The sequence below is a fragment of the Ekhidna sp. genome (genome assembly GCF_965227465.1).
In the GTDB taxonomy this organism is placed as follows: Bacteria; Bacteroidota; Bacteroidia; order Cytophagales; family Cyclobacteriaceae; genus Ekhidna.
Genome location: NZ_OZ245746.1, coordinates 4,231,768 through 4,251,480, shown reverse-complemented (window position 1 = coordinate 4,251,480; position 19,713 = coordinate 4,231,768). Strand labels below are relative to the sequence as shown.

Genomic DNA, 19,713 nt, shown 5'->3' with positions numbered 1-19,713 from the left:
TCGCCAAAGTCGCATTTAAACACCCTGACTACGTCAATACTTTCTTTTGAAAATACTCCAATGTTGGCCTTAGACCATCTGCTCGAGAAAATTTAGGCTCCCACCCTAAAATTTTCTTTGCAAGTGCAATATCAGGTTTCCGTTGTTTAGGATCATCTTTGGGTAAATCTTTGTAAATGATCTTAGATTTACTTCCCGTAAGCCTTATGATCTCCTCACCAAATTCTTTGATGGTGATTTCTTCGGTATTTCCAATATTGACTGGCTGAGCATAATCGCTCTTTAAAAGCCTGAATATTCCCTCAACTAAATCATCCACGTAAGTAAAAGACCGGGTTTGGGAGCCATCTCCAAAAGCTGTTAAGTCTTTTCCTTTTAAAGCCTGCGATATGAAAGTAGGTAGAACTCTACCATCATCAAGTCTCATCCTTGGCCCGAAGGTGTTAAAAATTCTAACAATCCTGGTTTCAAGCCCATGAAAAGTATGATAAGCCATCGTTAATGCTTCTTGGAACCGTTTAGCTTCATCATAAACGCCCCTTGGTCCAACTGGATTCACATTCCCCCAGTAGTCTTCCGTCTGAGGGTGCACCAAAGGGTCTCCATACACCTCGGAAGTAGACGCGATTAACATTCTAGCACCTTTATCTTTTGCCAACCCAAGACAATTTAAAGTACCAAGAGACCCTACTTTCATTGTTTGTATCGGCATTTTTAAATAGTCAATTGGGCTCGCTGGCGATGCAAAATGTAGGATATATTCTAAATCACCTGACACGTGAACATAATTTGAAACGTCATGGTGTTTGAATTCGAAATCTTTATTCCCCAATAGGTGACTAATGTTCTCAATATCGCCGGTAAGAAGATTATCCATGGCAATTACATGATATCCTTCAGCGATAAATCTATCACATAAGTGCGAGCCGAGAAATCCGGCCCCTCCGGTTATTAATACTTTCTTTTTTGACATTAAAAATCCAGTTTGACGTTTTTTAATAGTGGTAAATTTTGATCTTTCTCTGAAAGGATCATTTTATCCTCAGCAACCCCCCAGCTTATATTTAAATCCGGATCGTTAAAGATGATCCCAGCATCATTTTCTTTGCTATACAATTCATCTACTTGATACATCAGTTTAGCGTAATCAGTTAGTACCAAAAACCCATGAGCCATTCCCTTTGGAATGTAGAAATGTCTTTTATTGTGAGCAGAAAGCCTCACTAAAGCATATTGACCAAAAGTTGAGGAGTTTTCTCTAAGATCAACCGCAACATCCAGCACCTCTCCTTCGATACACGAAACTAACTTGGCCTGAGCTTTTTCACCAGTCTGAAAATGAAGCCCTCTCAATACCCCTTGGGAGGATCTTGATTGATTGATCTGCTTTACAGTAAAATTAAATCCTGTTGCTTCCTTAAACTTCCTAGCGTTGAAGCCCTCATAGAAATAACCACGCTCATCTTCAAAAACATCCGGCTCTAAAACCCAGGCGTCCTTAATATTCGTCTCTTCTGCCTTCATCTATTTAAAATATTAAGGAGGTATACCCCATAGCCACTTTTCTTTAATGGACTTGCTATTTTTTCCAATTGATCTTTGGATATAAAATTCATTTTATAAGCTACCTCTTCGATGCAACCTACTTTTAATCCTTGTCTTTCCTCTATCACTTGAACGAAGTTTCCTGCCTGCATTAAAGATGCAAATGTACCAGTATCCAACCAAGCAGTCCCTCTGTCAAAGACCTGAACATTTAATTTTTCTTTTCTCAGGTATTCATTGTTTATATCCGTAATCTCCAACTCACCTCTTGGACTCGGCTTAACATTTCTTGCAATTTCAACCACGTCATTGTCATAATAGTATAGTCCCGGAACAGCATAATTCGATTTGGGATTTTGCGGTTTTTCTTCTATCGATATTGCCTTCCTATGCGCATCAAATTCTACCACTCCATATCTTTCTGGATCATTTACGTGATATGCAAATACAATTCCACCATCTGGCTCAATACATGATTGGAGTTTCTTGGATAGTCCAGAGGCGTAAAAAATATTATCCCCTAATATTAAAGCGACACTATCACTTCCAATGAAATCTGCTCCTATTATAAATGCCTCTGCCAATCCTTTAGGCTCCTTTTGAACAGCATAGGAGAATGAACAGCCTAAGGAGGAACCGTCACCAAGTAAATCCTTAAATATTGGCAAATCTCGAGGGGTGCTAATGATTAGTATTTCATTTATCCCTGATAACATCAATGTAGATAAAGGGTAATAAATCATCGGTTTATCAAATACAGGCAAAATTTGCTTACTCACTGAATATGTAAGTGGATGCAATCTTGTGCCCGAGCCTCCTGCAAGTATTATTCCTTTCATAAGCTATCGATTCGAATAATGTTCATCGTAATACCTGAGATAATCTCCCGAAGTGACATCCTTGAGCCACTGTTCATTCTCAAAATACCAATCAACCGTTTTTTCAAGCCCTTCTTTGAATTGCAAAGATGGTTCCCATCCCAATTCCCCTTTTAACTTAGTTGCATCAATGGCATAGCGTAAATCATGTCCAGCTCTATCTTTCACAAAAGTGATAAGTTCCCGAGAAATTCCCTGTGTATTCCCCAATTTTCTATCCATTATATCACACAAGAGATTTACCAGATCGATATTCTTCCATTCATTGAAGCCTCCAATGTTATATGTGTCTCCATTTCTTCCTTTTTCAAATATTAATTCAATTGCTCGTGCGTGATCCTCTACATATAACCAGTCTCGGATATTCTCTCCTTTTCCATATACTGGCAAAGGCTTTCCATTTTGAATGTTATGAATCATCAATGGTATGAGCTTCTCCGGAAAATGATTTGGACCGTAATTGTTTGAACAATTAGAAATAACGAATGGTAAACCATAGGTATTTCCATATGCTCTTACAAAATGATCTGATGATGCTTTAGATGCAGAATAGGGAGATTTTGGATCATATGAGGTAGTCTCAGTGAAAAAACCCTCATCTCCTAAAGATCCATAAACTTCATCTGTAGAAACATGATAAAATCTACGACCATTCTTGCCTGACCAAGATTCTTTAGCTGCATTCAATAAACTTACTGTCCCCACAACGTTCGTTTGGATAAATTCCATGGGATTAGAGATAGAGCGATCAACATGAGACTCAGCAGCAAGGTGAATAACTCCTGAAAAATCATAATTGTTGAAAAGCTTTCTTATGAAATCAAAGTCGCAGATGTCTCCTTTAATGAATTTATAATTTGCATGATTCTCAATATCACGTAGATTCTCAAGATTACCAGCATAGGTAAGTTTGTCAAGGTTAATGACTTGGTAATTCCCACTTTGAACGAACTTTCTAACTACATGAGAGCCAATGAAACCTGCTCCACCTGTTATTAATATGACTGAATCTTGAACCACCTTACTTTTTGTATCTAATGATTATTTTTATACCAATCAATTGCTAAACCCAACCCTTCCTTAACATCATAAACTGGTTGATAATCCAACTCATTTTTTGCTCTCGAGATATCAGCCAGGCTGTGGGCAATATCACCTTCCCGCTCTACCTTATGTATTGCTTTAATATGGGTCCCTACAATATCATTAATGTAGCCAACTAACTCATTAAGAGTAGTTCTTTGACCACAGGCCACATTATAAATTGCATTACAATTCTCAGGTGCAGTCTCTAAGGCTTTTAAATTGGCCTGAACCGCATTAGCCACAAAGGTAAAATCTCTACTGTGATTTCCATCACCATTTATTACTGGAGGGTCTCCCGAAAGGATCGATTTAATAAATAGGGGAATTACCGCGGCATAGGATCCATTTGGGTCTTGTCTTGGTCCAAAAACGTTGAAATATCTCAAGCCTATTGTATTGAGGTCATATACTCTATGAAACACATCTGCATATAATTCATTTACATATTTGGTGACCGCATAAGGAGAAAGAGGCTTTCCAATCTCATCCTCTTTTTTGGGTAACTTAAGCGAATCTCCGTATGTAGAAGAGGATGCAGCATAAACCACCCGCTGGACTTTATTATCAACACATGCTTTGAATACATTTAGGGTCCCCTCAATATTGACCTTATTAGTAGTCAGTGGGTCCTTTATAGATCTTGGAACAGATCCTAAAGCAGCCTGATGTGAAACTGCGTGCACGCCTTGTGTTAATTCCAACAAAAGTGGATAATCCAAAATATCGCCCTCAACGAACTCAAAGTTCTTACTATCTATATATTGATCAATATTCTTTTTAAAACCGGTAGTCAAGTTATCTAAACAAATAACCTGATTATCTCTTTCTAAGAGCGATTCAATCAAATTAGAGCCAATGAATCCAGCACCTCCTGTAACAAGAATTTTTTTCATGCAGATATGAATTTGGGCAGACTAGTATTTATTTGATGCTTACCACACTCACAATTTGGAAATTTTATGCAATGCTAAAGGGAATGTGAAGTATATGCAAGGTATAAGTTCATTTGAATTTAGCTTTGCGTCTTGTGAATAGAGTCCTCCAACTAATAAAAAAAGATCTGATCGTTGACTGGAGACAGCAAAACCCCATTAGTGGTATTCTGCTTTATCTTGCTTCCACCATCTTTGCATCTTACATGGCGTTTGAGGGATTCGTATCGGTCGAGGTATGGAATGCACTTTTTTGGATTATCCTCTTATTCACATCCATCAATGCCATTTCTAAAAGCTTTATTCAGGAAGAAAGAAGATCACATTATTATTTTTTTCTAAGCAAACCGTTTGAAATTATCCTGGCAAAGCTCATTTATTCATTTGCCTATCTTTTTTGCATCGCCATTGTTTCGTTGATTATCTATTCTGTCCTACTTGGCAATCCCATTGTGAATTATGGCCTGTTTATGTTAAACCTGACTTTAGGTTGTATAGGACTAAGCGCTGCTTTTACTATGGTCTCCTCCATCGCTTTTAGGTCCAGCAACAGATCCATTATGATGGCGGTTTTAGGCTTCCCTGTAATTATTCCTGTTTTGATTTTATCGATTAGCAACAGCTCAAAAATCCTTGACAGTTACGTATTTATGCAGATTCAAGGTAACCTAACAGCACTCTTCTCAGTCGATGTGATTATCATTGCGCTCACATTCGTATTGTTCCCTTTTACCTGGAAATCGTGATGGGTTATTTACTAAAAACTGATTGGTGGAAATGGTTATGTATAGCGCTCTTGGTGTACACAGCAATAGCCGGATTATTACTACCTGTTCCGGAGCTTCCTATTCTCAATGAAACCATTCGTGTACTTCACTTCCACGTTCCAATGTGGTTTGGGATGATTTTACTTTTTCTGGGATCTGTCGTTCATGCAGTCAAGTACTTAAGGTCGGGGAACAATAAATTTGATACTTACAGTGTACAGCTGGCTAATATGGGCATTGCTTTTGGTGTCTTAGGAATAGTTACTGGAATGATTTGGGCGAACTACACCTGGGGCGAGCCCTGGAGTAATGATCCAAAGCAAAATGCTTCGGCAATTTCATTATTAATCTACCTGGCCTATTTCGTATTAAGAAGTTCCATGCAGGATGAGCAGCAACGAAATCGCATTTCGGCGGTTTTCAACATATTCGCATTTTTCCTAATGGTCCCCCTCTTATTCATACTTCCCAGAATGTCGGACAGCCTCCACCCTGGCAATGGCGGAAACCCAGGGTTTAACGCGTATGATTTAGACAGTAACCTGCGGAAGGTATTTTACGCGGCTGTAATTGGATGGACCCTGCTTGGATATTGGATGGCGACTATTGCGATCAGACTTTCTTTAGTAAAACAAAAAATTGAAGATGCTTAAATATATTTTAGGAATTGTGATGCTTATTGGAACTCAATTTGCTAAAGCGCAGGTTGAAATGGCAGATGACTTCAGGGGTGAAGGAAAAATCTATGTGGTAATTGCGATTATCCTCGTGATTTTAGTCGGATTTTTCTTTCTCATGTTCAAACTTGATAAAAGAGCTAAGCGTTTAGAAAAAGAAATAAAGGAGAAATGAAAAAGAAATACATAGCCGCGATTGTGATTATTGCTGTAGCCATTACCATGATTATATCTATGACAGGCGATGCAAGTACCTATGTTTCATTTCAGGAGGCCCGTGAGTTGTCTGAGAAAGGCTTTAAGAAAAGTATTCATGTAGTGGGTGAGCTACCAAAAACTGTATCAGGTGAAGTTGTTGGAATACAAGAAAGCCCAGACAAACTTTCCTTCAAATTTGAAATGATCGACGAGAATGGATTGAAACAGGAAGTACTTTTTGCTGAGCCTGTTCCTACTGATTTTACAAGATCTGAACAAGTTGTTATTATCGGAGCTTATCAGGGTGAAAAATTTGTTGCTGAAAAAATATTGCTTAAATGTCCTTCTAAATATCAGGAGGACCCAGAATTTACCAGTTAAAACCTTCGGCTAAATCAAAGCCATCATATGATACATTATTTTGAGGGACAGCTAGGACATGCATTTGTCATCATCGCATTTGTTACGAGTTTACTTTCGGCATATGCATATTTTCGGGGAAGGAATAATGATCCAGATTGGACGTCATTTGGAACCAAGATTTTCTATACTCATGCGATTGCAGTTTTAGGCATAATCGGAACGCTTTTTTACCTCATTACCAATCACTATTTCGAATACCACTACGTATTCAGTCACAGTTCTAAAATCCTACCGATTTACTATCAGATCTCTTGCTTTTGGGAAGGGCAAGAGGGCTCTTTCTTACTTTGGATTTTTTGGAATGCAGTACTAGGTATCGTGTTGATCAACACGAATAAGTTTTGGAAGGCTCCCGTCATGTTCATCATGGCTTTGACGCAAGTATTCTTAGTTTCTATGATTTTAGGTGTGGTAGTTTTTGACATAAAGCTCGGTAGTTCGCCATTCATGCTCTTAAGGGAAGTTATTGATGCGCCTATCTTTAAAACCAATCCAAACTTTATTCCTGAAGACGGTAATGGGCTAAATCCACTACTTCAAAATTATTGGATGGTAATACATCCGCCTACCCTATTCTTAGGCTTTGCCACAACAGTAATTCCATTTGCATACTGTATAGGAGGATTAATTATTGGAAAGAATAAGGAGTGGATACGTCCGGCATTACCATGGGCACAATTTTCTGCCATGATTCTGGGTGTGGGTATTCTTATGGGCGCATACTGGGCATACGAAACACTCAACTTCGGTGGGTATTGGAATTGGGATCCGGTGGAAAATGCCATTTACGTACCATGGCTGGTATTAGTCGCTGCTATTCATGTAATGATTGCTTACAAGAAAAGTGGTACAGCGCTTCAACTTTCGATGATACTGGTAGTGACTTCATTTATTCTTGTACTTTATGCCACCTTTCTAACTCGCAGTGGTATACTCGGAAACTCATCTGTTCATTCATTTACTGACCTGGGGCTTTCCGGTCAGTTATTAATATACCTACTCGCATTTGTTGTTCTATCTGTTTACTTCATTGTAAAAAGATGGAAAGAGATACCCACTTCAAATGAAGAAATCTCGACTTATTCGCGTGAATTCTGGATTTTCATGGGGTCAGGAGTACTTGGACTAATGGCATTTCAGGTACTGCTTTATACATCCATGCCGGTCTACAATCAGGTTGCAGGATTTTTTGGCTTTGACCTAAACCTTGCTCCACCAACTGATATCTACGACGCATATTCCTGGCCACAAATGATCTTATCCATTTTTCTGGCAATACTGTCAGGGACGGGCCAGTTCTTTTGGTGGAAGAAGATGGATGGTAAGAAGCTCAAAGCGGAATTAAGAACTCCGTTCTTAATCTCATTGGTTATTTCTGGTGCTATTATCGTCATCGCGAAAATTACAGATCCATACTACTTGATTTTGCTAATTGCCAGCGTCTATTCAATAACGGCCAACGCTAAAATATTTATTGGTATAGCAAAGTCAAACGTCAAACTATCAGGTGGATCTATCGCCCATATTGGTATCGCACTCATGCTTGTTGGGATTTTATTTTCCAGTGGATATTCGACTATCCTCTCAACAAATTATACTTCCATGGTTTGGAGCACCGAATTCCCTGAAGAGGTGAATCGCGACAATCTGCTCCTGTTTATAAATGAGCCTCGTCAAATGAATGAGTACTCGATGATCTATAGAGGCATAAGAAAAGAGACCCGAGAAGAAGGCTATATTGATAAAAACAATTTAATCCTAACTGTAAATCCGCTGAAAGTGGTTAAAAAAGAAAGTAAGGATACGCTAACCTTAATCAATCCTGAGAACAGCTACTTTGAAGTAGAATATCATACTGAAGAAGGCAAACAGTTTACACTCTATCCTCGGGTTCAGGTCAATGAAGCTATGGACATGATCGTTTACTCACCTGATATCAAGCGCAAAATGAGTGCGGACATGTATACACACGTGCGTACATTTCCAGACCCGGAACAAGAACCAGACTGGAGTGATCCTCAGGAGATCAAAGTGAAAATTGGAGATCAGTTTTTCCTCAACGATTATGTAGCTACTCTTGAGGGTATGGAACCAATTTCAGAAATTGACGGAACTCCTCTTTCAAATGGAGATGTGGCTGTAAAAGCAATTATTAATGTTCAAGGTGAATATCAAGACTATATTTCTGAACCGATTTTTGTAATTCGAAATAGAGAGTTTATTGGACGGATCGATGACCAGGTTCAGGATTTAGCGTTTAGAATATCTATCCAAAATATCCTGCCTCAGGAAAATGCGGTCATCTTAGCTTACCAGACCACTCAAAAAGACTGGATTATTATGGAGGCTGTAAAGAAACCCTGGATTAATCTTTTATGGATTGGGACTTTTATGCTGGTAATAGGTTTTATCGTTGCAATAAGAAGAAGGTATCTGGAGTTTGTGAAAATGAGAGACAAAGGAGTAGAAGCTTAACTTCCATTTTTGCCAATTAATCGGCTATTTTTACCTTATGAGCAAGGTAGCAATCATTGGGTATGGAAATGTTGGCTATCATTTAGCCAAGAGGATCTCATCCAAGAGGCATGAAGTAACCATATTTTCCAGAAGTACGCCAGAAGGCTATATTCTATCCATGGATCAGCTAATTCCTGATTCTTTTGATTTTATCATACTTACTGTCCCAGATGACAAAATAAAGGAGGTATCAGATTCTCTAGAGACTTCTGAAGCTGTAATCTTACATACCTCCGGAGCTAATCGGGTATCAGATCTTGAAAAGCATGTGAAACATGGGGTGATGTATCCTTTGCAAACTTTTAGTCGAACAAAGGAGATCGATTTTACGTCATTCCCCATTTTTCTTGAGGGATCGGATGAGGCAGAGAAAGACATATTTACTTTTGTTCGAACATTTAGCAATGACGTGCGATTACTAACATCGAGTAATCGATCTAAGCTGCATCTTGCTGCAGTATTCGCTTGTAATTTCAGTAATCACATGTTTCATATGTCTGAAAAACTCTTAGGTGATCTCGACATGAAATTTCAGGATATCATACCACTTGTTGAAGAGACTTTTAAAAAAGCAGTTGAGCTAAATCCTTCTAAATCACAAACAGGACCAGCGGCTCGAGAAGATGAAGCGACTATAAATACACACCTGGAGATGCTCAAGGATGAAAAAATGAAGCATATGTATCGAATTATTACTGAAAGTATTCAGGAAAATCAGTGAATATTCTGGCTAATGATACACTTGGCTTTATCAAAGCCAGCAGAGTGCCTAACCTGCTTATTATAGCTCTGACGCAATTTATTACTGCTTATTCACTTTTAAATCATACAGTAGATGAGCTTCTGAATCCAGATTTCATACTATTTTTTTTAAGCACGGGGATGATCGGAGCTGCCGGATACATTATCAATGACTATTTCGATCAGAAAATTGATATGGTGAATCGTCCCGGTTCAGTGGTCGTTGGAACTACACTACGAAGAAGATTAGCGCTTTTTTCTCATGTAGTCCTTACGCTAACAGGTATTGGAATTGGTTTTTTAATCGACCCTTTTATAGGAGCCATACATATTTTTTCAGCCGGAGCTTTGTGGACGTATAGCACCGTGCTGAAGAGATGGATTTTGTTAGGCACACTTACCATTGCTTTTCTTACCAGCCTCACACTTTTACTGGTATTGGTTTACTGGAGAGAATTCAGCCTACTGGTAGTCGCCTACGCCATGTTTGGATGCGTTACTATTTTTATAAGAGAAAGCTTAAAGGATATCATAAGTGCCAAAGGGGAGATCCAATTCGGAATACAATCCATTCCAATTGTTTGGGGAATTAGAGGGGCGAAGGTGGTTATTTATCTAGCAGGGATTGCAGGTGTTGGAATGCTCACTTTTTACCTGTGGTCGATACCTAACTGGAATGTTCGCTATTTCTTCTTTAGCGTTCTGATACTTATTTTCTGGATAGCTTTCAAACTTTCAAGGGCAGATAAAATCTCCGATTTCAAGCGAATTAAGATCTACATTGATGTGATCATTGTTGCCGGCCTTTTTAGTATGCTTTTGGTTTAAAAAAGATCAATAATTGCATTGAAGGTAAAGCCTCCAACTTTCCATGCGATAATCCCTCCGAGAATAGCAGAGTAAAAAAGTTTAAGACTTGTTGCTACAAGAAAGCCTAAAAAAGATCCAAAGCCGGATTTAAAAGCCGATCTAATTCGGTTACCACCGTATAAGTCGCCGATTATTGCTCCCAGTAAAGGTCCTAATACGATTCCAAATGGTATTGGAAGTAAAACTCCGGCTACCATCCCAATCATCCCTCCAATAACTCCGGCCTTTGTGCCTCCGAAACGCTTTGTCGCAGCTATTGGAAGAGCAAAATCTGCTATAAGAATTATGATCCCAATGATCCCCCATATAACAAAGGATGAGGTACTAAATTCCGTTTCATTAGACACAAAATGTGTACATATTAAAGCTCCGTACGTTAGTAAAGGACCCGGAATAGGGGGAAGTATGGAGAAAATAACTCCTCCGGCGATCAGCAAAATAGAAAGTATAATCAGGAGTGCCTCCATCAAAAATCACTAAAAATAGTTTTCCGAATATTCGACCATTCTGATTTCAGGATACTGTAAACTACTGTGTCTCTTCTTCTACTGCTTTGTGTAGACCGATGACTTCTTAGTGTACCATCATGTTTGGCGCCTATTTTTTCCATGGCTTTCCTGGATCTCAGATTCCTTTCGTCTGTTCTAAGTTCGAGCCTTTCGATTTCCATCACCTCAAAAGCATGAGTAAGCATCAGAAATTTCATGTGCTTATTAACTCCTTGACCGATATAATCAGCTCCCAACCATGTCCATCCGATCTCTATTCCTTTTTCCTCCCAATCTATGTGTCCATAGCTTGTCGCACCTATTACTTCATAGGTTTCTTTTAAGACAACAGCATAAGACATCTTTTCTCCTTTCTCTGATTCGATCAGGCACTTAGTCATCCAGTTGGTTAAGTCATCAGGGTTTGTTAGATCTTCAGTGTACCAAGTCCAAATATCTGAATCCCCGCTTAGCCTTCTCATCTGCTGAATATGCGATTCAGTTAGAGGCGACAAGACAATTTTATCGTCACTCAGTGGTATGTAGAATGTGTCGTTAATACTCGAAGACCCCATGCTCAGATTGAATAATCAATTCTTTTTTGTCAGATTCCTCAACTCTACCTATGACCTGAGCTTCTATATTAAAGGAACGCGCGATCTCTACGATCTCATCTGCTGATTCTTCTGCCACATACACTTCCATTCTGTGGCCCATGTTAAAGACCTTATACATTTCTTTCCACTCCGTTCCGCTCTCTTGCTGGATCATCTGAAAAAGAGGCGGTATTGGAAGCATATTATCTTTTACAATCCTCAAATGATCAACAAAATGCAAAATTTTCGTCTGTGCACCTCCACTACAGTGGACCATCCCGTGAATTTCTGAACGAAGCTCCTTTAATATTGACTGAATGATGGGGCCATAGGTTCGGGTTGGGGATAACACCAATTTTCCAGCATCGAGAGGTGTTCCATTGATCTCATCTGTCAGTTTTTTAGAACCACTGTAAACCAAGTCTCTTGGCACACCCTGATCGAAGGATTCAGGGTATTTTTCTGCATAACCCTTATCAAAGACATCATGCCTAGCCGAAGTAAGCCCATTGCTCCCCATCCCTCCATTATATTCTTTTTCATAAACTGCCTGACCATATGAGGCCATTCCGACGATTAAATCACCTGGACGGATATTCGCATTGTCAATTACTTCTGCACGTTTCATTCGAGCAGTAACGGTACTATCAACAATAATGGTTTTTACTAAATCACCAACATCAGCAGTTTCACCTCCTGTTGAATTGATATTAATTCCATTATCACGAAGCATTTGAAGAACCTCCTCCGTGCCGTTTATGATTTGAGAAATGACTTCCCCCGGTATTAAGTTTTTATTTCTCCCAATGGTAGATGAGAGTAGAATGTTATCTGTACAACCAACACATAGAAGATCATCTACATTCATAATTACAGCATCTTGAGCAATCCCATTCCAGACACTCAAGTCACCGGTCTCTTTCCAGTATAAATAAGCAAGTGAAGATTTAGTGCCTGCACCATCGGCATGCATAATGGTGCAATACTCCGGATCTGCTGAAATATCATTTACGATCTTACAAAAGGCTTTAGGGAACAGACCTTTATCTATGTTTTTAATTGCGGAGTGGACATCCTCTTTATCAGCAGAAACACCTCGAAGTGCATACCTATCAGTCATGCTTTCTTTTTTATTTACAAAGAAAAGCGTTTATCTGTTTCCATTACCAGAATCTTTAAAGAATCGATCATATTCATCGACCTGTTCATCCGGTGGTAGGTCATCATTTCGATCGCGTGGGTTGTATCTCAGTACTTTAAACTCTGTTCTTCTGTTTCTTTGATGTTCCTCTTCTGTCTGTGCATTTTTAATAATTAATTGAGTCTCACCATATCCCTTAGCTGTAATTCGTTTCGATTCTATCCCTTTATCAATTATATAGCTAACAGCAGATTGGGCTCTTTGAAGAGAGAGTCTTAAGTTATAATTATCAGCCGCCCTGTCATCCGTATGGGACCCCAGCTCAATGTAAATCTCAGGATTATCACTCATGATCTGAACAAGTGAATCTAAAACCAAAGCTGCGTCCGGTCGGATGTTGTACTTGTCCAAATCGTAATAGATATTATCGAGAACAATTGCTTTCTCAAGAACAATTGGATCCATCATGATCTTTGTTTCGAACGTTACATTGGTAATAAACTCAGTTAGTTTAGTCCTATCAACCGTTTTACCAATAGTTGTAAAATCTTTTCTTACCGTGAAATAATCCGACTTTTCACCAATTAAATCATAATGTTCTTCAGGGTAAACCCGAAAGTTAAACTTACCATCAGCATTGGTAAATGATTCGTCAAGTACATCTCCATTATCTGCAGTTAGTGACACCTTAGTATTAGGTAAGATGATCTCTTTCCCAGCATCGTCTTTCGTTACCGTAGTTCCGACCAGAAAATAATTGACCACTTTCAAATCAGGGTCATCGTTGATAAATGTATAGATGTCATCATCGCCTTTCCCACCTCTTCTGTTCGAAGTAAAGAATCCTTTTGTCAGGTTAAACTGATAAAATCCGAAATCATCTGCAGAGGAATTCATTGGTTTACCCAGATTCTCAATTTTTACATGTCCACCCTCTCTAACTGCTCTAAACATATCCAATTTTCCAAAACCCGGGTGACCATCAGAAGCAAAATATAAACTCCCATCTTCACTTATGTATGGGAAGACATCATCTCCTGGGGAATTAATCTCGGGACCTAAATTTCTTACATCTACCCATCTGCCTCTTCGGTTTACTTTGGCCTGATATAAATCGGCACCCCCGGATCCACCCGGCCTGGTGGAAGAAAAGTAAAGCGTGCTCCCATCTGGGCTGAAAGCGGGAGTAGAGTCCCAAGCATCTGCTACATTAATAGATAATGGTACTGGTTCAGACCATTTTCCATTTCTGTAACGAGTAAAGAAAAGGTTGACCTCACTATAGCCCTTCGCTTTTCCGTCATTTCCCTTAGCAAAAATCATGGAATTACCATCTGGAGAAATGGCGACAGAGCCTTCATTGGTATCAATGTGATTGATGATGGGATCTAATGGATCCAAGGTTGCGAGATTTACATTAGCCCCTTTAGTGGCCACCCGATATATATCCGTGAATGGTGTCCCGGTAGTTCGATAAATTTTGCTTCCATCTCTATTGGAAGTGAAGTAGAGGTAATTTCTGCTAAAAACTGGTGAATATTCTGCTCTCTCAGTATTTATATCGTCCAGGTTTTTAACTCGGTAATAACTGTCTTTTTCCTTTAATTCATCAATCTTTCGAAGATTATGTAGTTCCTTTTCAGCTAATTTTTGTGTCTTTTCATCTCGAGCTTTCAGTAGGTATGAATCCAGCACTTTTTGTGCTTCATCGTATTTCTGCTCTACCTTAAGTCCTTGCGCTAAATAGAGATTTGCTTCTTCTGGAGCTCCTTGCTTGATGGCTTGCTGATAAAATGGGATAGCTTCAACAAGTCGGTTGGACTTTCTAAAAGCATCCCCGACCATCATGTTTTCTTCCGTTGAGTTTTTTTCGGGAGAATTTCCGAGTTTAGAAATGACGGCATCAAACTCCGCATTTTTCATGCTCTTTTCAACAGAACAACCAAAAAGGATAATTATGAAAAATAGGTATTGAAATATTCGCATACTATAACAATAACGAAAAACTGGTTCAGATGATTATCCGAAATTAGCTAAACCTGAAACAAGAAGTGAATCAAATTCCCTAATGAAAATATCTTTTTACCCAGGTTTCTTTGCTCTCAGTCAACCACCTCGATCTAAATTCGGCGACATTTTGTACGGTATTGTCAAAGACTAGCGTATTCGGGGTAATTGCACTTTCCTCAACTTGCTTCTTTAATTGGTTAAAAGGGTAAAGGTTAATTTCCTCTCCTTTTAAAAAAGCAACCTGACTAGTGGTCATAAATGACACTTTTAATTCATTCTCTAATGCTTTTATCAAATGAACAGAGGCATCTATACTACAGCCACTAGCCTGACTAAATGACTCATCTACTGAAATGATCAGAAATTGATCATATTCTAAACAATAAGAGCCTTTTAAGTCTTGCCCATGAGCTTGCCACTGACTTAAAAATGCATTTGTGTTCGCTGAAATTAACTCAACTTCCTGGGGAGTTAGCTTTCTCTCCGCTTGATACACCCACAAGCGGGCGTTTTCCGGCATTTGTTCAAAAGGGATTAGCATATCATTCCAAACCTTCAGATTCTGCAATCAGTTCCGCTAAATCTTTCACTTTGACTGAATCTTCTTTTTCCTTGTTCTTAACCCCATCAGACATCATTGTCATACAAAAAGGACAAGCCACAGCGATTGTATCAGCCTTCGTTTCTAGAGCTTCCTCGGTTCTTTCAATATTTATTTCCTTATTGCCCGGCTCAGCATCCTTAAACATTTGACCTCCTCCTGCACCACAACACAGCCCCTTGGTTTTACAACGCTTCATTTCAACCAGTTCAGCATCCAGTGCTTCAAGAACAGCTCTAGGTGCAGAATAAACATTGTTGGCTCGGCCTAGGAAACAAGAGTCATGATACGTAATCTTCCGTCCTTTAAACTCTCCTCCACCTTTTAGCTCTACTTTTCCATCATTGATCAATTCTTGCAAAAAGGTTGAATGGTGAATAACATCATAATTACCACCTAATTCAGGATACTCATTTTTTAAAGTATTAAAGCAATGTGGACATGCAGTCACAATCTTTTGGATCTCATAACCATTCAATACCTGAATGTTTGCCATCGCCTGCATCTGGAAAAGAAATTCATTTCCGGCTCTTCTGGCAGGGTCTCCGGTGCATGTTTCTTCAGGGCCCAACACGGCAAATTTCACTCCTACCTTATTTAATATTTTGACAAAAGCCTTTGTCACGCTCTTGTAGCGGTCGTCGTAGGAACCTGCACAGCCTACCCAAAAAAGCACTTCAGCTTTCTCTCCTTTGGCTACTAAATCTGCTACGGTTGGTATTTGTATTTCGCTCATTTTCCTTCTTTTAACTCGTTTGACCAATTAAATCTATCCTGCACACCAAATTTCCATGGGGCAAAGTTTGTTTCTACATTTTGGAACATTGCATTCCATGAATCCGGCGAACCGGATTCCTCCATAGCGACATACCTTCTCGTTTGAAGGATAATATCTAATGGATTAATATTTACAGGACAAGCTTCTACACATGCATTGCAATTCGTGCAAGCATTTATTTCCTCCTTGGTGATATAATCTCCCAATAGCGATTTCCCATCGTCCAATCCATTCTTTCCTACATCCTCCAATCGATCCCTGGTATCCATCATGATTTTCCTGGGTGATAATTTCTTCCCTGTTAAGTTGGCAGGACATTCAGAGGTACACCTTCCACACTCCGTACAAGAGTAAGCATCCATTAAATTTTTCCAGGTAAGATCATTTACGTCTTTTGCCCCAAATCGCATCCCTTCAGGTGGTGGGGTATTATCTCCCTCAACAGGCATTCCGAGCATCATTTTTACTTCATTTGTGATCTCATTCATGTTGTTCATCTTACCTTTTGGATCCAATTTTCCATAATAGGTATTTGGGAAAGCAAGGAAAATATGCAGATGCTTGGAGTAGGTCACATAAAGTGCGAAAGCAAATATTCCCACAATATGAAACCACCAGGCAGCACGCTCAATTAAAACAAGTGTGGCGGTTTCAAAAGAAGAGAGCCAACCAAAAAGCGAAGCGCTAAAGAAAAACGATCCGGTTTGAACATAATGATCAGTCCCCCTTTGTTGCAAGATTCCATCTGCACCATTCATTCCCAATATTGCTACCATTAGCAGAATTTCAATGATTAATATAAGGTTGGCATCAAGCGATGGCCATCCAACCATTTCGATTTTTTTAAATCGATTAATTCTTAAAACATTTCTTCTGATGAGAAATACAACACATGAAAAAAGGACTCCAACGGCCAAGAATTCGAAGAAATTGATCAAACCAACATAAAAATCACCAAGAATTGGAGCTGCTACTCGGTGACTCCCATAAATTCCATCTATGATTATTTCTAAAATTTCGATATTTATTAAGACAAAGCCGATGTAAATAAGTAGATGCAAAAATGCCGGGATTGGGCGCTTGAACATCTTTTTCTGACCAAAAGCGACTAAAATCATGTTCTTCAATCGTTGGCCTTTATTATCTGATAAATCTACATCCTTCCCAAGCTTGATATTGCTGGAAATCTGCCTAATTCGCCTATAAATGAGAAAACCAAAGAGTCCCAATATGAGGATGAAAATGATTTGAGGGATATATTCCATAATGTTTTAAAAATTTCCTGCTACGAACTTCAAATTAAATTTTGCCTTTTCAAAGAAATACCTACTTTTGCCAACCCAAAATTTGGTGCTGTAGCTCAGTTGGTAGAGCATCGGACTGAAAATCCGTGAGTCGGTGGTTCGAATCCACTCAGCACCACAGTTTTGTAAGCCATTCTTTTTAGGATGGCTTTTTTTATGCCTATTCATTAACACCAACTCCCTGAGTCGGTGGCTGGAACGCCAGTCCGATCGAATCCACTCAGCACCACAGTTTTGTAAGCCATTCTTTTCAGGATGGCTTTTTTTATGCCTATTCATTAACACCAACTCCCTGAGTCGGTGGGTTGAACGCAACTCCGATGGACGCCAGTCCGGTGGAATCCACTCAGCACCACTAATTAAAGATAACCCTATAGCTGAATTGATATAGCCTTTTTTGAAAATTAAACAAGGTGGCTTGGTGTCTATCATCATTTGGCCTTTTTCTAATTCTCGAAGATAATTCAAATACTGAATTTAGTATGCATGCATACCTTTTTAGAATGTTTTTAAATTAGTTTGATTTATAATATACCAATCGGTATATTTGTGGTATGGCAAGAAATCCTGAGCAAACGAGACAATTGATAATTGATAAAGCATTACCCATTTTTAATACAAAAGGCTATAACGCTGCATCAATTTCTGACATCACCAATGCAACAGGAATCACAAAGGGGGCTATTTATGGAAACTTTAAAAATAAGGACGAAGTAGCAACTGCCGCATTTGAGAGAGGAGTGGAAATAGTAGCTGGTGAAATATCAAAAAGGATTAGAACTCAAAATACTGCCCCTAAAAAACTAAATGCTATAGTTGATTTTTACGAAGAATATTTGAAAGAACCGCCCATACCAGGTGGCTGCCCAGTTTTAAATTCTTCCATTGAAGCTGATGATAGTTTACCCTTTCTAAGATCCAAAGTGATCAGATCTATAGCCCTATTAAAGGATTCGTTGATGAAAATTGTGAATAGAGGAATAATTGAGGGACAGGTGAAGAAAGATGTTGATGCAGAAGAGTTCGCAAACTTCCTTTATGCAATTGTCGAGGGGGCTATTTCGGTTTCGCGAATTGAAGGGGATGGCCGATCATTTGAATTTGTTAAACGTTTCATCAAAAAACAGATTCAAGAAATTAGTTTGTAAAAAAATTTATCTAATAAAATACCGATTGGTATATTAAGTTATGATTACTCACATAGAAATAAAAGGGGAAGATATTAGCCGGCCAGCTGAGCGTCCTCCAAAGACTAACTGGAAGATTGAGTTAATAAAAAAAGGATTAGGTGTATTGCAGCATGCTTCACCAAAAAAATCCGCTGGTATCATCTGGCATTACTTTACTATGCCTGGTAGGGTAGCTTATACGGATGCTCAGCGAGAAATGATTAAAAAAGCTGAAATCTCACAAGTCAGTTATCAAGGCGACCTGATTAAACATTATCGATGGGGAACCACTGGACCTAAAGTGCTACTTTGTCACGGCTGGAGGTCTAAAGCGGCAGATTTCAGAAGAATGATCAACGCTTTCGTAACCAAAGGCTATCAGGTTGACGCGATCGATATGAGAGCTCACGGTAACTCGCAAGGAAAACATACTGCAATGCCTGAGTTTAGAGACATTATAAAAAATCACATAGCTAAAAATGGACCTTATCAAACAGTAATTGGTCACTCTATTGGTGCACTTGCTTCCGGAATTGCATTGAGTGAGCTTGGCCCTACATTTCAGCCCAAACATTTTTTTGTAATATCAGCACCTCCTTACATCAGGTATTTTTTCAAAGATCTCGTGAGAGATGTGGGGTGTAATGATGCAGTCTATCAGTCAATGTGCGGATTGGTTAAAGAAAGATTTCATCAACCCATTGACTACTTTGATCTCCGACTCAAAATGAATGATTTAAAACACATTGATACACATCTTTTCTATTGCGAAGACGACCAAATAGTTCCTTTTGAGAAAGGTGAGGAACTTGAAGAATCATGGCCTCATGCTTCCTTTGTTCATGTAAAGGGGCTGGGACATTATAAAATAATCGCCAATCCAACCATTATTAATTATATACTTAACAGAGTAATGATTAATTAAGACTGAATGATTTTCAAAAAAATATTGCTTTAATTACAATTTTTTCAAAATTTAAGAAAATCGATTA

At 38.8% G+C, this 19,713-nt stretch carries 21 protein-coding genes and 1 tRNA gene; 10 read left to right on the top strand and 12 right to left on the bottom strand.

The window, feature by feature from the left end; translation table 11 throughout:
* Positions 1–28 precede the first annotated feature (28 nt).
* From ACO05G_RS18740 to ACO05G_RS18720, 5 genes are read right to left on the bottom strand one after another with little or no spacing between them, the layout of a single operon-like run.
* The gene (locus tag ACO05G_RS18740; RefSeq protein WP_421764115.1) at positions 29–973 is read right to left on the bottom strand and encodes a UDP-glucuronic acid decarboxylase family protein; all 945 of its coding nucleotides are present in this window, start codon (positions 971–973) and stop codon (positions 29–31) included.
* Positions 973–1,524, bottom strand: coding sequence for a dTDP-4-dehydrorhamnose 3,5-epimerase (rfbC, locus tag ACO05G_RS18735; protein WP_421764114.1), 552 nt, complete (start codon positions 1,522–1,524; stop codon positions 973–975). The genes ACO05G_RS18740 and rfbC overlap by 1 nt, the downstream gene beginning before the upstream one ends.
* Positions 1,521–2,384 (bottom strand): glucose-1-phosphate thymidylyltransferase RfbA, encoded by an 864-nt coding sequence (gene rfbA / locus ACO05G_RS18730; protein ID WP_421764113.1) that lies wholly within the window; start codon positions 2,382–2,384, stop codon positions 1,521–1,523. Before rfbA ends, rfbC begins: the two co-directional genes overlap by 4 nt.
* Before the next feature lie 3 nt (positions 2,385–2,387).
* Entirely contained in the window at positions 2,388–3,443 is a 1,056-nt protein-coding gene (rfbB, locus tag ACO05G_RS18725; RefSeq protein ID WP_421764112.1) for a dTDP-glucose 4,6-dehydratase, read from the bottom strand.
* Positions 3,444–3,457: 14 nt separating this feature from the next.
* Positions 3,458–4,402: an SDR family oxidoreductase gene (locus ACO05G_RS18720; protein WP_421764111.1), complete on the bottom strand. Its 945-nt coding sequence runs from the start codon at positions 4,400–4,402 to the stop codon at positions 3,458–3,460.
* 134 nt (positions 4,403–4,536) lie between these two features.
* Here ACO05G_RS18720 and ACO05G_RS18715 point away from each other — a divergent pair, with 134 nt between their 5' ends.
* Genes ACO05G_RS18715 through ACO05G_RS18685 form a run of 7 tightly spaced genes read left to right on the top strand, consistent with a single transcriptional unit; the run spans position 4,537 to position 10,592 of the window.
* Positions 4,537–5,187 carry a heme exporter protein CcmB gene (locus ACO05G_RS18715; protein WP_421764110.1) on the top strand — a complete coding sequence of 217 codons (651 nt, stop codon included), beginning with the start codon at positions 4,537–4,539 and terminating at the stop codon, positions 5,185–5,187.
* Complete coding sequence (gene ccsA / locus ACO05G_RS18710) at positions 5,187–5,861, top strand: cytochrome c biogenesis protein CcsA (protein WP_421764109.1); 675 nt, start codon at positions 5,187–5,189, stop codon at positions 5,859–5,861. Before ACO05G_RS18715 ends, ccsA begins: the two co-directional genes overlap by 1 nt.
* Entirely contained in the window at positions 5,854–6,060 is a 207-nt protein-coding gene (locus ACO05G_RS18705) for a CcmD family protein (protein WP_421764108.1), read from the top strand. The genes ccsA and ACO05G_RS18705 overlap by 8 nt, the downstream gene beginning before the upstream one ends.
* Positions 6,057–6,464 carry a cytochrome c maturation protein CcmE gene (locus tag ACO05G_RS18700; RefSeq protein WP_348283445.1) on the top strand — a complete coding sequence of 136 codons (408 nt, stop codon included), beginning with the start codon at positions 6,057–6,059 and terminating at the stop codon, positions 6,462–6,464. The genes ACO05G_RS18705 and ACO05G_RS18700 overlap by 4 nt, the downstream gene beginning before the upstream one ends.
* 27 nt (positions 6,465–6,491) lie before the next feature.
* On the top strand, positions 6,492–8,981 hold the full coding sequence (locus tag ACO05G_RS18695; RefSeq protein WP_421764107.1) for a heme lyase CcmF/NrfE family subunit: 2,490 nt from the start codon (positions 6,492–6,494) through the stop codon (positions 8,979–8,981).
* A gap of 37 nt (positions 8,982–9,018) precedes the next feature.
* Positions 9,019–9,744, top strand: coding sequence for a Rossmann-like and DUF2520 domain-containing protein (locus ACO05G_RS18690; RefSeq protein ID WP_421764106.1), 726 nt, complete (start codon positions 9,019–9,021; stop codon positions 9,742–9,744).
* Positions 9,741–10,592 (top strand): geranylgeranylglycerol-phosphate geranylgeranyltransferase, encoded by an 852-nt coding sequence (locus ACO05G_RS18685; protein WP_348283442.1) that lies wholly within the window; start codon positions 9,741–9,743, stop codon positions 10,590–10,592. Before ACO05G_RS18690 ends, ACO05G_RS18685 begins: the two co-directional genes overlap by 4 nt.
* Here ACO05G_RS18685 and ACO05G_RS18680 read toward each other — a convergent pair.
* The 7 genes from ACO05G_RS18680 to ACO05G_RS18650 all read right to left on the bottom strand — a co-directional run bounded on the left by ACO05G_RS18680 (position 10,589) and on the right by ACO05G_RS18650 (position 17,513).
* On the bottom strand, positions 10,589–11,101 hold the full coding sequence (locus ACO05G_RS18680; protein ID WP_421764105.1) for a DUF456 domain-containing protein: 513 nt from the start codon (positions 11,099–11,101) through the stop codon (positions 10,589–10,591). The genes ACO05G_RS18685 and ACO05G_RS18680 overlap by 4 nt on opposite strands.
* Positions 11,101–11,697, bottom strand: a complete 597-nt coding sequence (locus tag ACO05G_RS18675) for a GNAT family N-acetyltransferase (RefSeq protein WP_421764104.1) — start codon at positions 11,695–11,697, stop codon at positions 11,101–11,103. Before ACO05G_RS18675 ends, ACO05G_RS18680 begins: the two co-directional genes overlap by 1 nt.
* Positions 11,678–12,838 carry an AIR synthase related protein gene (locus tag ACO05G_RS18670; RefSeq protein ID WP_421764103.1) on the bottom strand — a complete coding sequence of 387 codons (1,161 nt, stop codon included), beginning with the start codon at positions 12,836–12,838 and terminating at the stop codon, positions 11,678–11,680. Before ACO05G_RS18670 ends, ACO05G_RS18675 begins: the two co-directional genes overlap by 20 nt.
* Before the next feature lie 30 nt (positions 12,839–12,868).
* Positions 12,869–14,845 carry an OmpA family protein gene (locus ACO05G_RS18665; protein ID WP_421764102.1) on the bottom strand — a complete coding sequence of 659 codons (1,977 nt, stop codon included), beginning with the start codon at positions 14,843–14,845 and terminating at the stop codon, positions 12,869–12,871.
* 79 nt (positions 14,846–14,924) lie between these two features.
* Complete coding sequence (locus tag ACO05G_RS18660) at positions 14,925–15,389, bottom strand: hypothetical protein (RefSeq protein WP_421764101.1); 465 nt, start codon at positions 15,387–15,389, stop codon at positions 14,925–14,927.
* A 22-nt stretch (positions 15,390–15,411) separates the two neighbouring features.
* Positions 15,412–16,206 carry a (Fe-S)-binding protein gene (locus ACO05G_RS18655; RefSeq protein ID WP_421764100.1) on the bottom strand — a complete coding sequence of 265 codons (795 nt, stop codon included), beginning with the start codon at positions 16,204–16,206 and terminating at the stop codon, positions 15,412–15,414.
* On the bottom strand, positions 16,203–17,513 hold the full coding sequence (locus ACO05G_RS18650) for a 4Fe-4S dicluster domain-containing protein (RefSeq protein WP_421764099.1): 1,311 nt from the start codon (positions 17,511–17,513) through the stop codon (positions 16,203–16,205). Before ACO05G_RS18650 ends, ACO05G_RS18655 begins: the two co-directional genes overlap by 4 nt.
* 84 nt (positions 17,514–17,597) lie before the next feature.
* Here ACO05G_RS18650 and ACO05G_RS18645 point away from each other — a divergent pair.
* The 3 genes from ACO05G_RS18645 to ACO05G_RS18635 all read left to right on the top strand — a co-directional run bounded on the left by ACO05G_RS18645 (position 17,598) and on the right by ACO05G_RS18635 (position 19,646).
* Positions 17,598–17,670, top strand: a tRNA-Phe gene (locus ACO05G_RS18645).
* A gap of 436 nt (positions 17,671–18,106) precedes the next feature.
* Positions 18,107–18,700 (top strand): TetR/AcrR family transcriptional regulator, encoded by a 594-nt coding sequence (locus ACO05G_RS18640; RefSeq protein ID WP_421764098.1) that lies wholly within the window; start codon positions 18,107–18,109, stop codon positions 18,698–18,700.
* Positions 18,701–18,740: 40 nt separating this feature from the next.
* Complete coding sequence (locus tag ACO05G_RS18635) at positions 18,741–19,646, top strand: alpha/beta hydrolase (RefSeq protein ID WP_421764097.1); 906 nt, start codon at positions 18,741–18,743, stop codon at positions 19,644–19,646.
* Positions 19,647–19,713 lie beyond the last annotated feature (67 nt).